This is a genomic window from Ruegeria sp. CDSB136 (assembly GCF_059610965.1).
In genome coordinates this window covers 81382-97469 of the sequence record NZ_JBXWOP010000018.1, presented here as the reverse complement: position 1 = coordinate 97469, position 16088 = coordinate 81382, and the positions used below count along the sequence as shown (strand labels likewise).

Here is a 16088-nt window from a genome sequence, read left to right as displayed (position 1 = left end):
ACCCTCGTCCCTATCCTTCGATCCTGTAGTGATCGATAAAGTCTCGATCCGGCTCGACACCCAGTCCGGGGCCAGTCGGGATCATTACACGGCCGTTGTTGGCCTTGACCTGATTTTGAATTTCCAGCGGTACGGTCAGCAGATCGTCCCGAAACTTGTTGTCCGTTGTGTCGAACTCCAGCATCGGCTCCCATGGGTGCAAGCCGCCTGGAATTGCGGGCATGGCCGCCAGTAAATGCAGATTAGTTGTGACAGCGATGGCGCTACCCCAGACGTGATTTACGACTGGAGTGAAATGGGCGTGGCATAGGGCCAGTACCCTGAGATACTCTGAAACACCGCCCAAAGCGCATACTTCTGGCTGCGCTATATCGATGCCGCGATTTTCAAGAAGATTGCGCCAGGCCCAGCGATTGAATACCGCCTCACCGCCCGAGATGTTGACTTTCAGCGAAGTACGCAGTTCGCGGTATCCGTCCATGTCTTCTGGCGCGACGGGTTCTTCAAACCAGTATGCGTCCAGTTCTTCCAGCGCCCGACCGACAAAAAATGCGTCCGAAGTCGTATAGGCATGGTTTGCATCGACCATGAATGGAAAGTCATCACCAACCCCGCGTCGAACTGCTTCGCACAGCTTCACATCAGGCTTCGGGCCAAAGCCCGTTTTCATTTTGGTGGCGGTGAATCCTATCTCCTTGATCTTTGAGGCTTCATCCTCAAAACGGCTGGCCAGATTGGCAATCGGTTCATCCCGGAGCATCATGCCGTAGCCGTAGCAAGGAACGCTTGTGCGATGCGCGCCGCCGACAAGCTTATGGAGGGGGAGGCCAGAGACTTTGCCGGTGATGTCCCAAAGTGCGATGTCCACACCGGACAAAGCCTGTATTGGCATTCCGCTTTGGCCATGGTCTCGCAAAAGGTTGTACACCTTGTGCCAGATCACGTCTTTGTCCAAAGGGTCCATGCCAAGGACCATTGGCTGGATTACCTTTTCCACGATGGATTTGTTGGCAATAGCTACGTTTCCGGGGCCGAAGCACTCCCCCCAACCGGTTACCCCTTCATCTGTCTGAACCTCAACCAGATGGGTTGTGCGCTTGTCATAATACTGTTGCGAGTAGCCCAGAACTTCCGGCATTTCGTATTGTAGTACGTGACTTATTATTCTGGTGATTTTCATGAAGCTCTGGATCCCGGCACCGATCCGGAGAGGCCGCTAGTGCGGCCTTTCCGTGTGTCGTAAGTCGGTCGCGGCCTAACTACTGCATTGCGCCCAGGTCACGCAGGAAGTTGATGTGGCTTTCCAGCAGCGCCTGTGCTTCAGGGGTCGTTGCGAACTCAGTCCAACCGACCTGAACGGCCGCGCGATAGGCTGCCAGATCTTCAGGCGTCCATTCGTACAACTGAACACCCTTTGCTTTCAGGTCTTTTGCAGTCTGAGCGTTCTGCACTTCGTTGATGGTCGCATTGTGCAATGCCAAGCTATCCATTGCGACTTCCATGATCTTCTTATGGTGCGCAGGCATCGCTTCCCAAACGTCTTTGCGACAGGCGAGGTGATCTGCGGGCATCGAGTGGAAACCGGGATAGTTTGTGTGACCTGCGATCTCGTACAGACCCAGACCCACGTTGTTCGTCAGGTTCGCAGCATCCGCACCATCAATGATGCCGGTTTCCAAAGCCGTGAAGATTTCGTTGAAGTCCATCACGATCGGAGAAGCACCAAGTTCCGCGAATACCTTGGTTGCTAGGCCTGGAGGCGAGCGGAACTTCCAATCTTTGAAGTCTTCCACTTTTGCAATTGGCTTGGTCGAAGACAGCGACTCTGGCCCGGGAATCCACCATCCGATGAATTCCATATCGTAGCCGTTGTATAGATCATTTACAGCTTCTCTTCCGCCGCCATGAAGAAGCCAAGCCATTTGCTGATATGGGTTCTGATACCCGCCGAGCAGGTCGCCCGCAAACTGAAAGGCAGGATTTTTACCGGTCTGGTAGCCACCGCCTGTCATGTCGCAATCCAGAATTCCGGTAGCTGCGGCATCGAAGGTTTCAACTGATTTGACCACCGAAGAGGAATAGAACATCTCAACTTCGATTTCGCCGTTCGACATCTCCTGAATGTCTTCAACGAATTTTGCAGCCATCTGGCCAGACAGAGTTTCGGGCGAAAAATGGGTTTGAATTCTAAGCTTCGTGGTTTCAGCCATCGCGAAACCGGCTGCCATTGTCGTGGCTACGGCCGCCACGGCCGCTGTCTTGACTATTTTCATATTGTCCTCCCAGACGTTGAGCGTTGCGCGGAGAGGGAGATCTTGCCGCCTCCTTTGCCGTCACGCAGATAAACGTTAAGCCGACGAATCGAATGCAACAAGAAGAATTTGAAATTTCTAAAAATTTCGAGATTCTTGCGTAAATTCGAAAATAGGCTTAGTACCCTACTTGGACAAAATTTGAAGGCGCATACCGGGATGAAAGAAGAAGTCGATATTTATCAAAATCTTAAGATGCGTCTCATCTCGAATGGATTCGAGCATGGAGCCAAGGTGCGGGCCGAAGAATTACGTAAAGAGTATGGCTGTTCTGCGAGTGCAGTTCGCGAAGTCCTTTTTCGTTTGTCCGCTGTTGGATTGGTGGACTTTCAGGAACAAAAAGGTTTCCGCGTGCCAATGCGTTCGCCGCAGAAGCTTATCGAATTGACACATGTCCGTGTTTTGTTAGAGGCCGAAGGTACCGCGATGTCGATCCGTAGTGGCGGGGTGGATTGGGAAGCAAGACTGACGGCCGCGCATCACAAACTTAGCCATATCGAAAAACGCATACACGCCGCAAATGACCCGAGCGGCCTTATCGAGATATGGTTTGCCTCGGAGAGGGAGTTTCACCAAACGCTTATTTCCGCCTGCGGCTCGGAAACCTTAAAACAAATGCATAGCCGAGTTTACGCGCAGTTCAGACAGCAATTGATGGTGGCAGACCGGAACTTTGAGTTCATTTCTCAGAACATAAGACACCATGCCGATATCCTGGAGGCAGCATTGTCAGGGGATGAGCATTTAACACGCGAGAAAATTCACGATCATCTGAAACGCCACCTAACTGGAAAGACGATGGGCGACTAAAGCCGAAAATCGTCTTCCAAGTACACCTGAATGATCTCGTCGAAGCTTGTTTCCGCCTCGAACCCCAACTCCAGAGCGCGATCCGTTTGAAAGTCGCGGGGCCAATTCTTGACTATCCGTTCGATTGCCTCGTCGGGTTCTCGCTTGATTAGGCCAACTGCATCTTTGCCGGCCACGGCGCGCAGCGCTTCGATTTGTTCGGCGACGGTGCAACTTACGCCCGGCATGTTCAACGCGCGTCTGTCATCCAAAAGCTGCGTGTCCATTGTTGCAGCATGGGTCAAAAAAGTCGCGGCGGCGCAGGGGCTGGCGTGCCAGTGGCGAACAGTTTCGGCAACAGGCAAGACAGCCTCAACCCCATTCAATGGCTCGCGGATTATACCTGAAAAGAAGGACGAAGCGGCAGCGTTCGCTTTGCCTGGGCGTACACACAAGGTGGGCAAGCGCAAGGAAATACCGTCGATGTATCCTTTCCTGCTGAAATCCGTGATCATCAATTCAGAGGCCGCTTTCTGCGCTCCGTAACTGGTCAAAGGTGCCGAGAGGAACTCATCGCTTATCTTGTCCGGGAACGGTGCCCCGAAAACTGCTATGGACGAGGCAAAAACCAGACGAGGCGTGTACTCGCCTCCTGATGCCTCGTGTTCATCCTTGAGTGCGTTCAGCAGTGCCCAGGTCGCCATAAGATTGACATCCCAGCCCAACGCAAAGTCTGTTTCAGCTTGGCCTGAAACGATGGCTGCAAGGTGGAATATGACGTCCGGACGCTGAGCTGCAATGGACCTGGCGGTGCCTGACGCAGCCAAGTTCCCCACAATTTGCTTACCTGGCGCACTGTCGTGCGGGAATGAGAGATCGAACAGTGAGATTTGGGCATCTGCTCCAAAAGTTTCTTGGGTCGAAATGCGATGGGCCAGTTTCTGGCCCAGCATTCCTCCACCGCCTATAACAAGTACCCGCGTCACAGCATTCCATTCCGTTTTTTGAGTTCCAGATACAAAGCCGAATGATCCAGCTCGGCCCCATCCATTTCGTTTATCAAATAATCGAAACGATCGCGCACAGATTGGGTGCTGGGTAGCTCAACGCCAAGGCTGTGCGCTTCCTCTAGTGTGTTGTCCAAATCCTTTATTTGCAACTTAGACAAACCTCCGGGTGCAAAATTTCCATCAGACATGCGTTCGCCATGTTGTTGTAATATAACGCTATCCGCAAAGCCCCCCTTAAGTGCGGCCCTCAACGCGGTGGGGTCTGCACCGCCTTGTTGAGCCAGTAGTGTCGCTTCGGCGACAGCCGATATCGTCACAGCGACAATTGTTTGATTGGCCAATTTGCACAATTGACCAGAACCACTTGGGCCAACATGCACAGGGCGGCCCATTGCTGTCAGAACCGGTCGCACACGCTCCATAACGCCCTGATCGCCACCGACCATGATCGCGAGGGTGCCAGCTTCTGCACCCATGGTGCCGCCGGAAACCGGGGCATCCAGATGCTGCACCCCCATCGAGGACAATTGCGCGGATTGCTCTCTGGCGTGTTCGGGTTTGGCGCTGGACATATCAATCCAGATCATCCCCGGTTTGAGTTGTTCGCGGAAAGCCTCATCAGAAAGTAGCGCGCCGGCCGCGTATCCATCCGAGAGCATGGTTATTATTACGTCTGCACCCGAAATCGCCAGCGGCGCAGTTTCCGCCAATTTCGCGCCTTCTGCTGTTAACGGTTTTGCCTTTTCCAAGCTGCGGTTCCAAACAGTGAGCGGAAATTCGGCGCGCAAAATATTCCGCGCCATGGGGGCACCCATCAGGCCGGTTCCCAACAGAGCCACTTTGAACTGCTTGCTCATCATCTACGTCCTTCCCAAGGTGCGCCACGCATGGTTATGGCCAAACCAAAATCTCTGTCATACGCTAACGGCTCTGGGCCCACATGCCAGAAGTCGTTGCTAAACCGCCAAGGTTTCTTTGCTTTCCGGTTGATCTGTGGAACGAAATAACACGTGTTCAACCGCCACCTCATGAGTCGGAATATTTATATGTTAGAAAGGCTTAAGGAGAAGCGCGACCTAGCCATAGCCACCTCACAAAGGATCAGAATTGCAAGCACGATTGCATCGGCAAGAAGGGGTGCGAAAGACTATGCGACGGATATAAACTCCAAAAATCTAAATTCGATTCGCGGTCAGAATCTCGAAAATCACGAAATTTTCGAGATGAATGTGGCGCTAATAGCAGTATTCATCATGGGGTCGCGCGATTGAAGCCAGATGTTTTGTTCAACGGCGACGGGCTCGTGCATCACGGAACTATTCTTGATGCAGCGGATGGTGAAAGGGATTTCGCCATGGACCACAATCTGCGCTCAATGGTGCGCACGACAAAGGCTGCCGTTGTTGGGGTGACGAAATCGGTGACGGTGGATTTAATAGTGCGAGAAATTCGGTGCAATTGTACTTGCCCTGGAACAGTCGAGAGTCCCAGCAGGCGTGACCGCGTAGATGCGCTGGGAGAGCAGCTGGGCAGCAGAGAAGAAGCGCTTGCTCAATTCGTGGCGCCTCAGTCTGCCGGGCGTGTAGCGAAAGCGGAAGAGATTGCTGCATTGATCGTCTATCCGGCATGGGTTGAGAGTGCATGCACCACAGTACAGACACATAAAATTGACGGAGGTTGGTCAGCCCAATGACAAAAGTATCAAAGGACGATCTGCGATCTCGCAAGTGGTTTATGAATTCCGAGAACCTTGAAATGACTGCATTGTATCTGGAAAGATACCTGAATTACGGGTTGACCCGTGCAGAGCTGCAATCAGGCAAACCGATCATTGGCATTGCTCAGACTGGCAGTGATTTGAGCCCCTGCAACCGGCATCATATCGAGTTGTCCAAACGCGTTCGCGACGGAATCATCGCCGCCGGGGGAACGTGCATCGAAATACCGGTCCACCCGATACAAGAGACCGGCAAACGGCCAACGGCCTCACTTGACCGCAATCTGGCTTATCTCTCCTTGGTTGAGAGTCTATTTGGGTATCCGATTGATGGCGTTGTTCTGAACATTGGTTGCGACAAGACTACTCCCGCACTTCTCATGGCCGCTGCGACTGTCAATATCCCAGCGATTGCCTTGTCAGTTGGTCCAATGCTGAACGGTTGGTGGAAAGGTGAACGCGCCGGATCGGGCACGGTTATCTGGAAAGCGCGCGAAGACCTTGCGGCTGACGAAATCGACACCGACGAGTTCATGGAAATTGCAGCCGCCGCAGCACCTTCGGTGGGTTATTGCAATACGATGGGAACAGCAACGACCATGAATTCGCTTGCTGAAGCCTTGGGTATGCAATTGCCTGGATCAGCAGCCATACCAGCCCCGTATAGAGAGCGCGGTCAAATCAGCTATGAAACCGGTAAACGTATTGTGGACATGGTCTTGGAGGATCTACGCCCCAGCGATGTCATGACACGTCAGGCTTTTGAGAATGCGATTGTTATCAACTCTGCGATTGGTGGATCGACGAACGCGCCAATCCACCTGAATGCAATCGCCCGGCATCTTGATGTTCCATTGAACAACGACGACTGGCAGAAACTTGGCCACGACGTTCCACTGTTGGTTAACATGCAGCCTGCGGGTGAGTATCTGGGCGAAGATTACCAACAGGCTGGGGGTGTTCCCGCGGTCGTCGGAGAGCTTCTTGATGCTGGATTGCTGCCGCATCCCGATGCGATAACGGTGAACGGCAATACAATGGGCAATAATTGCTCGGCGCGCCGGTCGCTGGATAGCGAAGTAATCAAGCCAGTCGGTAACCCGGTTAAGCAACAGGCGGGGTTCATCAATCTCTCGGGCAACCTGTTCGAAAGCGCGATTATGAAGACATCTGTGATCTCAAAGGCATTTCGAGAGACCTACCTGTCGAACCCGAATGATCCTAATGCATTTGAGGGTAGGGCAGTTGTGTTTGATGGGCCTGAGGACTTTCACCATCGGATCGATGATCCCGCAGAAAACATCGACGCAAACTGTATTCTGATTATGCGCGGAGCAGGACCAAAAGGATACCCAGGTGCTGCAGAGGTCGTGAACATGCGGCCGCCCGCATATTTGTTGAAGCAAGGCATCGAAGCCCTTCCTTGCATCGGTGATGGACGGCAATCCGGTACATCAGGAAGCCCGTCTATCCTGAATGCTTCACCCGAGGCTGCAGAGGGTGGTGGGTTGGCCTTGGTGCGAAATGGCGACCGACTGCGCATCGATCTTGGCAAAGGCACTGCAGATATGCTGGTTTCGCTTGAAGAACTGCATGAACGCGCCCGCGATCTGGAGGCAAAGGGTGGGTATGCAATGCCGCCCAACCAATCCCCGTGGCAGGAAATATTCCGCGAAAAAGTAGATCGTTTGGATCGCGGTATGACGCTCAAGGGTGCAGAAAACTACCGCGATATCGCGCGAGGCTTCATGCCACGCGACAATCACTAAAAGGAACAGAAATGAAACTTGTTCGTTACGGAGCCGAGGGCTCGGAAAAGCCGGCCCTGGTCGACTCTGAGGGTCAATTGCGGGATCTGTCCGCCCATATCAACGATATCACGGGTGACGTGCTGGATGATGGAACGCTTGATAATTTGCGTTCATTGGATCCGAACAACCTGCCAATTGTGGAGGGTGATCCTCGTATCGCACCATGTGTCGGTGACATCGGTAAATTTCTTTGCATCGGTTTGAACTACTCGGACCATGCTGCAGAAACCGGCGCAGATATTCCCGAGCATCCGATACTTTTTTTCAAGGCCAACTCAGCCGTCATAGGTGCCTATGACGACGTTGTCATGCCGCGGGGATCTACACACACCGACTGGGAATGCGAACTGGGTGTGGTCATCGGTAAGACGGCCAAATACGTTTCCAAGGCCGATGCGCTCGAACATATTGCGGGCTATTGCATCGTAAACGACGTTTCGGAAAGACATTTTCAAACTCAACTGACCGGTCAATGGACCAAAGGTAAGTCTTGCGACACATTTGGCCCTACTGGTCCTTGGCTCGTGACCAGGGATGAGGTGCCGGATCCTCAAAGCCTTGGAATGTCACTGGATGTAAACGGTCAGCGCATGCAAACCGGGAATACTGCTACGATGATCTTTTCCGTTGCCGAGATCATTGAGCATCTAAGTCAACTTTTCACACTGCACCCTGGTGACGTCATTTCAACGGGAACACCGCCCGGCGTTGGAATGGGGATCAAACCGGAACCAGTTTATCTGAAAAAAGGCGACGTCATGGAGCTTCGCATCGATGGACTTGGTGTTCAGCGGCAAAAGGTCGGCCAAGATGACTGACTTGTTGCAAATCGGAGGGATCACTGAACGGATGCGAGAGCGCCTGTCTGCAGCGTTCGACATTCATCAATTGGACGATTTCAACGCGGAAAGTGTTACGCATATCGTTACAAACGGGCATGATGGTGTTCCGCACGACCTGATGACATCACTCAGTAACCTGAAGATGATCAGTGTCTATGGGGTCGGTTACGACGCTGTCGACGCAAATGCTGCGGCTGAGCGCGGGATTGTTGTGACGCACACGCCCAATGTTTTGAACAAAGAAGTCGCAACCACCGCCGTTCTGCTGTTTCTGTCATGTTATCGAGAACTCATACGTGACGATGATTACGTTCGGTCCGGACGGTGGGAAGTTGAAGGAAATGCCCCTTTGACGCGATCAGCCGACAATCAAAAAATAGGCATTCTTGGCCTTGGTCGCATTGGTCAGGCGATCGTTGATAAGTTGGAGCCGTGGGCACCCGAAATCTCTTATCACACCCGCAATCAAAAGGATGTCCCGTACCGATATTTCGATAATTTGGTTGAGATGGCAGAACATGTGGACGTCCTCATATGCATCACGCCCGGCGGCCTGTCGACCAATAAGCTGGTCAACGCTGAGGTGTTACGCGCGTTGGGGGCAGGCGGCACTCTAATAAACGTTAGCCGAGGTTCGGTCGTCGACGAAACTGCCCTCATCAATGCATTGCAAAACGGTGAGCTAGGGTGCGCGGGGCTCGATGTCTTCGAGGACGAACCTCGTGTTCCAAAGTCATTGCGAGAGCTGTCCAATGTCGTTCTGCTCCCTCACGCTGGTAGCGCGACTATTGAGACACGAGCAGCAATGGGTGACCTAACCGTCGACAATCTCCTGCAACACCTTAAGGACGGATCTGTGATCACAGCGGTGCCGGAATGCAGAGATCTGTAAAAGGTCAATCTGAAAAGTGTTTGAGTTTGCTGTTGCGGTTTTCCTTTTGCTGATTACGCCGGGCCCAGGTGTTTTAACAACTGCAGGCATTGGATCCGCATTTGGTTTTCGAGCTGGACTCGCCTTCGTCGCTGGTTTGATGCTGGGCGGGTTCATCAACATGATGTTGGTTGTCTCTGGAGTCGCTGCGGTAGCTTTGGCTATACCGGTGCTTAGAACTTTCCTGCTATTTGCCTCTGTCGGGTATTTGGGATTTCTCGCCTGGCGTATTGCCAGCGCTGGCTCAAAGGTTGGGTTTTCCCCTGCGGTTTCGCCACTTGGATTTGCGAACGGGCTGACACTTCAGTTCATTAATCCCAAGGCTTATGTGGTCGGCACAGCATTGTTTTCAGGGTTTGCCTTTTTGCCGGATGCGCCGGTTTGGGAGGTCGTCATAAAAATTATAGTTTTCAATATGATTTGGGTGCCAGTGCACATGATCTGGCTGGGGGCTGGCGCAAAGCTGGGTAGCCTTGATTTAAGCGAGAGATCGCATCAAAGGATCAACCTTGCGATGGCGGCTTCATTGATGGTTGTTGTGGTGATTGCTTTGGCGTCGGCGCTTTAAACGAAGTGTACGTAAGTCGTACCTAGCAGACGATTGAACGCCAAAAATCAAAGTGACGCCGTTATCCCGCCATCGACGTAGAGCGTATGTCCATTGACGAAACTGGATGCAGGGGACGCAAGGAAAATGGCGGCACCGACAAGTTCTTCTACATTGCCCCAGCGACCGGCCGGGGTACGTTTCTCCAGCCATGCACTGAACTCTGGGTCAGCAACCAATGCGGCGTTCAAAGGTGTATCGAAATATCCAGGCGCAATGGCATTGCAGTTTAGACCATACTTGGCCCAATCAGTTGCCATACCTTTTGTCAGGTTCGTTACGGCACCTTTTGTTGCCGTGTAGGGCGCAATACCTGGTCGTGCCAATGCGGATTGCACCGACGCAATGTTGATGATCTTACCTGACTTTCTTTCAATCATGTGCCGTGCTACAGCCTGACCGACGTGAAAGACGGACGCGACATTTGTCTGCAATAGGCGCTCGAAGGCATCAGCAGGGAAATCCTGTAACTCAGTCCTGTGTTGCATGCCGGCGTTGTTTACCAAGATGTCTATGGGGCCGACGTTCTCTTCAAAGTTGTCCACGGCAGATCGGACACCTTCATGATCGGTTGCATCGAACGAAAGTTCACGTATCGAGGCGCCTGTTTCACTCAACTCGGATGCTGCTGCCGCTAATTTCGCGGTGTCGCGCCCGTTCAAAACGACCTGCGCGCCGGCGGCAGCCAAGCCACGAGCCAACGCAAATCCAATGCCTTGGCTAGAGCCTGTTACCAGTGCGCGCGTTCCCTTTAGGTTGAACATTTCAAGCGTCATGCAAAAATCCCTTGGTTGTCAGCACCGACTATCCGTATCTTTTGGCAATCTGTATAGGGAGTCCGTGCAATGTCTTCGGCCAGTGTTGCTGTTGTTATCCATGCCGCAAAAGATCTGAGGTTGGAAAACCGGGACGTTCAAGACGTGGGGCCAGACGAAGTCTTGATTGCCATGCGCGCGGGTGGGATTTGCGGCTCTGACCTGCATTATTTTAACCACGGTGGTTTCGGTGCGATAAAGTTGCGTCAGCCGATGGTGCTAGGACACGAAGTCGCCGGGGAAATCGTGAAAGTTGGGTCAAGTGTAGATGGGCTACACCTAGGTCAACTCGTTGCAGTTTCTCCATCCCGCCCTTGCCAAGCCTGCATTTATTGTCTGATCGGGCAGCAAAACCACTGTCTTGATATGAAGTTCTATGGCAGCGCGATGCCGTTTCCGCATATCCAAGGCGCATTTCAAAGCAAACTCGTGGCACAAGCCGGTCAATGCGTTCCGGCAGATGGGTTGAGTCCTGCCCAGGCCGCCACGGCCGAACCTCTGGCGGTCTGTTTGCACGCGATTAAACAAGCCGGGAGCCTCCTAGGTAAAACGGTACTTATCACGGGATGTGGTCCGATCGGATGCCTCACGATCTTGGCGGTGCGTCGTTCTGGGGCGGCCAGAATAGTGGCGACAGATATCTCGGACCAGACCCTCGCTCTAGCGCTTGAATGCGGGGCAGACGATGTCATCAACACCTACGCCGATCCGCAAAAACTGGAGCAGTTTGAAAAGGACAAGGGCCAAGTTGATGTCCAACTGGAGTGTTCCGGGGCTCAATCGGCTCTGGCTTCTGGTGTCGCTTGCTTGCGACCGGGTGGAACATTGGTTCAGCTTGGTCTGGGCGGAGATATGACAGTGCCGATGCAGGCGTTGACTGCAAAAGAGATACTGCTTCGCGGGTCTTTCCGTTTCCATTCCGAGTTCTCAGTCGCAGTCGAGATGATGCGAAGTGGACTAATAAATGTCGACCAGTTGGTGACGCATTCCTTCGAGGTTGGCGAGGCCGTCACTGCTTTCGAGGTCGCGTCTGATCGAAGCCAATCAATGAAGGTGCAGTTGACTTTTCCGGATAATGACGATGGATAGACGCACGCGCGATATTGCAAAGACTTATGAACGAGATGGTTTCGTAGCTCCGCTGGATATCCTGACAGCTTCTGAGGTCCAAACGCTGCGCGATGATTTTGAGAAAGCAGAGCGCATTCTCAGAGACGACCCAGAGAAACTCAAGCTTCTATATTCTTATCCGGACAGGCTGATACCATCATTCGATGCACTTCTTCGCCATCCGAAGCTGATTGAGGCTGCTTCAACTGTGTTGGGGTCGGACCTCATGGTTTGGAGCGGTGCACTTTTCGTAAAAGAAGCGCGATCATCGAAGATAGTCTCGTGGCACCAAGACTTGACCTATTGGGGATTGGATGATGCTGAAGAGGTTACGTGCTGGGTTGCGATTTCAGAAGCGTCTGAGCAAAGCGGGTGTATGAAATTTGTTCCTGGCAGCCACAAAAGCCGTATCGTGCCTCACGTGGACACCTTCAGCGAAAACAATCTGTTGTCACGTGGGCAGGAAATCGCAGTCGATGTGAACGAAAGAGATGCAGTCGCTGCCGAATTGCGTGCGGGGCAAGCATCTATGCATCACGGGCATCTTTTCCACGCATCAGGACCCAATAACACAGACGATAGACGCATTGGTGCGGCGTTGCGTTTCATAAAGCCCTCAATGAAACAGCAAAACGGCGTGAAAACTTTGGTTGCGCTAGTCGCAGGGCGAGACGATTTTGGGCATTTTTTAGTTGCGTCCTCCCCACAGGGCTTTTTGCATGAGGAGGATTTCGTTGTGTGTCAAAGGGATGCAGACCGCAAAAAACAAATACTCTTCGCCGGAGTGAAGTGAATCCCTTCATAAGCTCAGAACGGTCTTGTCAGAAGAACTTGGGTTGAGACGGGCAGGGGGCTTTCGTAGCTTTTGCTCATGACCAAATCTGCCTCTTTCAAGTATTTCAAAACCAGCCCCGAGATCATCCGCTTGGCGGTAGTGCTGTACATCCGTTTCCCGCTCTCGCTTCGGGATGTCGAAGATTTGTTGCACGAGCGAGGCATCGACGTGAGCCACGAAACTGTCCGGTATTGGTGGAACAGGTTTGGTCCAATTTTTGCTGCTGAGATCCGAAGAAAGCGTGTTCAGCAATTGAGAGCATACTCCAAATGGAAGTGGCACGTGGACGAGGTTTTCGTGAAGGTGAATGGCAAGCGGCATTATCTTTGGCGGGCCGTTGATCATGAGGGCGAGGTGCTGGAAGCCATTGTCACCAATCGCCGAAACAAGGCTGCAGCACTGAAATTCCTCAGGAAATTTATGAAGCGGCACGGTAAAGCTGAAGAAGTAGTCACCGATCGTTTCGCGTCGTATCGGGCTGCTCTCAGAGAACTCGGCGCTACCGGAAAACAGCAGACGGGCAGGTGGCTCAATAACCGCGTCGAGAATTCGCACCTGCCGTTTCGACGACGTGAGCGCGCGATGCAGCGTTTCAGGCGCATGCGAAGTTTGCAGAAATTCGCCTCCGTCCATTCCTCCGTATACAACCACTTCAACCAGGAAAGATCGCTAGCCAGTCGAGACACCTTCAAGCTGACCCGCGCCGCCGCTCTTAGCGAGTGGCGTCAACTTTGTTCCGGATAGGTTCGCGGTTTCCGCGGCAAACTGAGACTGGTTCGAATTCGTCTGACAGCACCGCCACTCATACCTGTCTCACTTCAGTCGTGTTTTCTGATCCGGAATTGTGACGCAATTCCCGCGAGTTGGCGCATGCGTTTTCAATCTGAGAGGGAGCAGACCGTACACTCGGAGCACGATTCAAGCCTCAGTCTCAGTGCCGCATTTTGGTGGGGTCGCTTTGGGCTGGATTTCCCTGATAGTCTGCAATTTACAGGAAATTATCGTGAGATGGGTTCGAGTACAGGCATTTTTCGTGTCAGAATTGTATGTTTTTCAGCGGCTTATGTCGCACACATCCCTGGATGTTGGAGCAGGGAATTTTCTTGTGGGAACAGGGAATTGTTTCATCGTTCTTGTCAGAAGAGCTTTGCTTGAGCGAGTCAGGGAGCTTTCGTGGCTTTTACTCATACAAAGATGATCCCCCAGTATTTCAAAACCAGCCCCGAGATCATCCGCCTTGCTGTGATGCTGTACATCCGTTTCCCGCTCTCACTTCGAAATGTCGAAGATCTGTTGCACGAGCGAGGCATCGACGTGAGCCACGAAACTGTCCGATATTGGTGGAACAGGTTTGGCCCGATGTTTGCTGCTGAGAAAAGACGGAGGCGTGTGCAGCAACTGCGCGTTCTCCAAATGGAATTGGCACGTGGACGAGGTTTTCGCGAAGGTGAATAGCATGCGGAATTTTCTTTGGCGGGCTGTTGATCACGAAGGCGAGGTGCTGGAAGCCGTTGTCACCAAACGTCGAAACAAGCAGGCGGTATTGAAACTCCTTAAGAAAATGATGAAGTGACACGGATCGTTTCGCATCCTGTAAGGCTGCGCTCAGACAATTGGGTGTTCTCGAAAAACAAAGGACGGGCAGGTGGCCCAACAACCGGGTTGAGGATGCGCACCGCCCGTTTCAACGACGCGAACGCGCCATGCAACGTTTCAGGCGCATGCGAAGCTTACAGAAATGCGCCTCCGTCCATTCCTCCGTTTGCAACCACTTCAACCGGGCAAGATCGCTGACCAGCCGTGACACCTTCAAGCTGACACACACCGCCGCTCTCGCTGAGTGGCGCGAACCTGGCGCAGTGTAAAGAGCAGTTCTACTGACCCAGTTGAGACTGGTTCGAAATTGTCTGACAACGTCTCTTACCGGTTCAGGTTCCTTTCACATCACTGGAGAACCGCGCCGCGTTTTCCTTTGCAAAGGCGCTGGCATCCGCGTCGGCATCCCAGAACTGCGGGTTTGCCTTGGGTATCGTCAGCGCGCGCTGCACGGCGGGCCGGGCATCAATACGGTGGAACCACGAATTCAGATGCGGCAAGTCCGACACTCCTACCCGCGCCCAGACATAAGCGCGTGCCCATGGGTACAGCATCATGTCAGCGATGGTGTATTCGTCCGCGGCGATCCATTCACGCCCATCCAGGCGCGTGTTCATCACTTCCATCAAGCGGCGGCTTTCGTCCACGTAGCGGCGGATTGAGAACGGCTCTTCGTGGCCGTTTGGTGCGGCGATGTGCTGGAAGTACATCGCCTGTCCCATCATTGGGCCTATATGGCCGACCTGAAAGAACATCCACTGCATGACCTCTGACCGTTTGACCGGATCCCAAGGCAGGAATTTTCCGTATTTTTCGGCGAGATGCCACAGGATCGCACCGGATTCGAAGATGGCGCGCCTCTCCGAACGATCCTCGATTGTCGGGATCTTTCCATTTGGGTTCAGCGCCAGATAATCCGGCGCCTTCTGTTCCTGCTTGGAAAAATTGATATGTGTCAGGTCGTAGGGGACGCCTGCCTCCTCCAGGAAGATAACCGGCTTGTACCCGTTCATCGTTCCAGCGGTGTAGAGATGGATATCAGGCTGGGACATGTTCAAGCTCGGCAAATGTGGTTTTTAGATGCGCGTCAAATCGAGCGAAATCGGCCTCGATTTCCGGGTCCTTCATAACATCGAATGCAGCAAAAGTCGGAAGGGGTTGCATGGCAAAGAACTTTGCGTTCAGGTGCATCGGCGCTAACAGGTCGTCGACGCTGGAGCCCGCAAAGAAAGGCTCGGACGCATCATCGAACGCTTCTTTTGGGGCGTTGAACGTAACCGACAGCATGTATTTCTTACCGTTTAGTGTGCCCCCGGTACCGTAATTGGCTTTGGGCGCGTCGGTCGTTCGACCGTCACCTGCGCACATGCGGCCATCCATGCCAGCCGTATATACCTCATCCATGTATTTTTTGAATATCCACGGTACCCCCATCCAGTTCACCGGGAACTGCATGATGACTGTATCGGCCCACAGATGCGTCTCGACCTCAGCATTTGCATCATAGCCGTCGGCGACGGTGGTCACACGCACGTCGTGACCCATTGCGGTCAGCGTGTCACGTGCGCGTTTGGCGAGGCTGGCGTTCAACTGTCCGGGGGCGAATTCGTAGGGCTGGGTGCCGTTGACGATCAGGATTTTGCTCATGTCCATATCCTATATGTACTATCTCTGAACCCTTGACTTTCAGCGAGTTCAGAGAGCATTTGATTG

The 16088-nt window shown here is 53.0% G+C and carries 16 protein-coding genes and 1 pseudogene; 10 read left to right on the top strand and 7 right to left on the bottom strand.

What is annotated here, in order from left to right; translation table 11 throughout:
* Positions 1–10: 10 nt before the first annotated feature.
* A complete protein-coding gene (locus tag AC2FIR_RS18490; protein ID WP_496744266.1) occupies positions 11–1180 on the bottom strand; it encodes a mandelate racemase/muconate lactonizing enzyme family protein in 1170 nt (389 codons plus the stop codon).
* Between the two features lie 79 nt (positions 1181–1259).
* Positions 1260–2273, bottom strand: a complete 1014-nt coding sequence (locus tag AC2FIR_RS18485; protein ID WP_170376099.1) for a TRAP transporter substrate-binding protein — start codon at positions 2271–2273, stop codon at positions 1260–1262.
* A 198-nt stretch (positions 2274–2471) separates the two neighbouring features.
* On the opposite strand from AC2FIR_RS18485, the gene AC2FIR_RS18480 reads away from it, so the two are divergent.
* Positions 2472–3122 carry a GntR family transcriptional regulator gene (locus tag AC2FIR_RS18480; protein WP_170815678.1) on the top strand — a complete coding sequence of 217 codons (651 nt, stop codon included), beginning with the start codon at positions 2472–2474 and terminating at the stop codon, positions 3120–3122.
* Here AC2FIR_RS18480 and denD read toward each other — a convergent pair.
* Positions 3119–4054 (bottom strand): D-erythronate dehydrogenase, encoded by a 936-nt coding sequence (gene denD / locus AC2FIR_RS18475; protein WP_480912731.1) that lies wholly within the window; start codon positions 4052–4054, stop codon positions 3119–3121. The genes AC2FIR_RS18480 and denD overlap by 4 nt on opposite strands.
* A gap of 29 nt (positions 4055–4083) precedes the next feature.
* A complete protein-coding gene (locus tag AC2FIR_RS18470) occupies positions 4084–4968 on the bottom strand; it encodes an NAD(P)-dependent oxidoreductase (protein WP_170614487.1) in 885 nt (294 codons plus the stop codon).
* A 410-nt stretch (positions 4969–5378) separates the two neighbouring features.
* On the opposite strand from AC2FIR_RS18470, the gene AC2FIR_RS18465 reads away from it, so the two are divergent.
* From AC2FIR_RS18465 to AC2FIR_RS18445, 5 genes are read left to right on the top strand one after another with little or no spacing between them, the layout of a single operon-like run.
* A complete protein-coding gene (locus AC2FIR_RS18465) occupies positions 5379–5804 on the top strand; it encodes an SDR family oxidoreductase (RefSeq protein WP_480489589.1) in 426 nt (141 codons plus the stop codon).
* Positions 5801–7597, top strand: coding sequence for an IlvD/Edd family dehydratase (locus AC2FIR_RS18460; RefSeq protein ID WP_496762862.1), 1797 nt, complete (start codon positions 5801–5803; stop codon positions 7595–7597). Before AC2FIR_RS18465 ends, AC2FIR_RS18460 begins: the two co-directional genes overlap by 4 nt.
* An 11-nt stretch (positions 7598–7608) precedes the next feature.
* Complete coding sequence (locus AC2FIR_RS18455; protein ID WP_496744269.1) at positions 7609–8457, top strand: fumarylacetoacetate hydrolase family protein; 849 nt, start codon at positions 7609–7611, stop codon at positions 8455–8457.
* On the top strand, positions 8423–9373 hold the full coding sequence (locus AC2FIR_RS18450; RefSeq protein ID WP_496744271.1) for a 2-hydroxyacid dehydrogenase: 951 nt from the start codon (positions 8423–8425) through the stop codon (positions 9371–9373). Before AC2FIR_RS18455 ends, AC2FIR_RS18450 begins: the two co-directional genes overlap by 35 nt.
* Before the next feature lie 16 nt (positions 9374–9389).
* Entirely contained in the window at positions 9390–9980 is a 591-nt protein-coding gene (locus AC2FIR_RS18445) for a LysE family translocator (protein ID WP_170614491.1), read from the top strand.
* A gap of 47 nt (positions 9981–10027) precedes the next feature.
* Here AC2FIR_RS18445 and AC2FIR_RS18440 read toward each other — a convergent pair whose 3' ends face one another.
* A complete protein-coding gene (locus AC2FIR_RS18440; RefSeq protein ID WP_170815676.1) occupies positions 10028–10795 on the bottom strand; it encodes an SDR family oxidoreductase in 768 nt (255 codons plus the stop codon).
* Between the two features lie 69 nt (positions 10796–10864).
* On the opposite strand from AC2FIR_RS18440, the gene AC2FIR_RS18435 reads away from it, so the two are divergent.
* The 4 genes and pseudogenes from AC2FIR_RS18435 (at position 10865) to AC2FIR_RS18420 (ending at position 14644) form a co-directional block, all read left to right on the top strand.
* Positions 10865–11923 (top strand): L-idonate 5-dehydrogenase, encoded by a 1059-nt coding sequence (locus AC2FIR_RS18435; RefSeq protein WP_170614493.1) that lies wholly within the window; start codon positions 10865–10867, stop codon positions 11921–11923.
* Positions 11916–12737, top strand: coding sequence for a phytanoyl-CoA dioxygenase family protein (locus tag AC2FIR_RS18430; protein WP_480489591.1), 822 nt, complete (start codon positions 11916–11918; stop codon positions 12735–12737). Before AC2FIR_RS18435 ends, AC2FIR_RS18430 begins: the two co-directional genes overlap by 8 nt.
* A 78-nt stretch (positions 12738–12815) precedes the next feature.
* A complete protein-coding gene (locus AC2FIR_RS18425) occupies positions 12816–13523 on the top strand; it encodes an IS6 family transposase (protein WP_170614495.1) in 708 nt (235 codons plus the stop codon).
* A gap of 450 nt (positions 13524–13973) precedes the next feature.
* A pseudogene (locus tag AC2FIR_RS18420) lies at positions 13974–14644 on the top strand (IS6 family transposase).
* Positions 14645–14707: 63 nt separating this feature from the next.
* Here AC2FIR_RS18420 and AC2FIR_RS18415 read toward each other — a convergent pair.
* Both AC2FIR_RS18415 and AC2FIR_RS18410 read right to left on the bottom strand, forming a co-directional pair.
* A complete protein-coding gene (locus AC2FIR_RS18415) occupies positions 14708–15427 on the bottom strand; it encodes a glutathione S-transferase family protein (protein WP_170680619.1) in 720 nt (239 codons plus the stop codon).
* The gene (locus tag AC2FIR_RS18410; RefSeq protein WP_170680616.1) at positions 15414–16022 is read right to left on the bottom strand and encodes an NAD(P)H-dependent oxidoreductase; all 609 of its coding nucleotides are present in this window, start codon (positions 16020–16022) and stop codon (positions 15414–15416) included. Before AC2FIR_RS18410 ends, AC2FIR_RS18415 begins: the two co-directional genes overlap by 14 nt.
* Positions 16023–16088 lie beyond the last annotated feature (66 nt).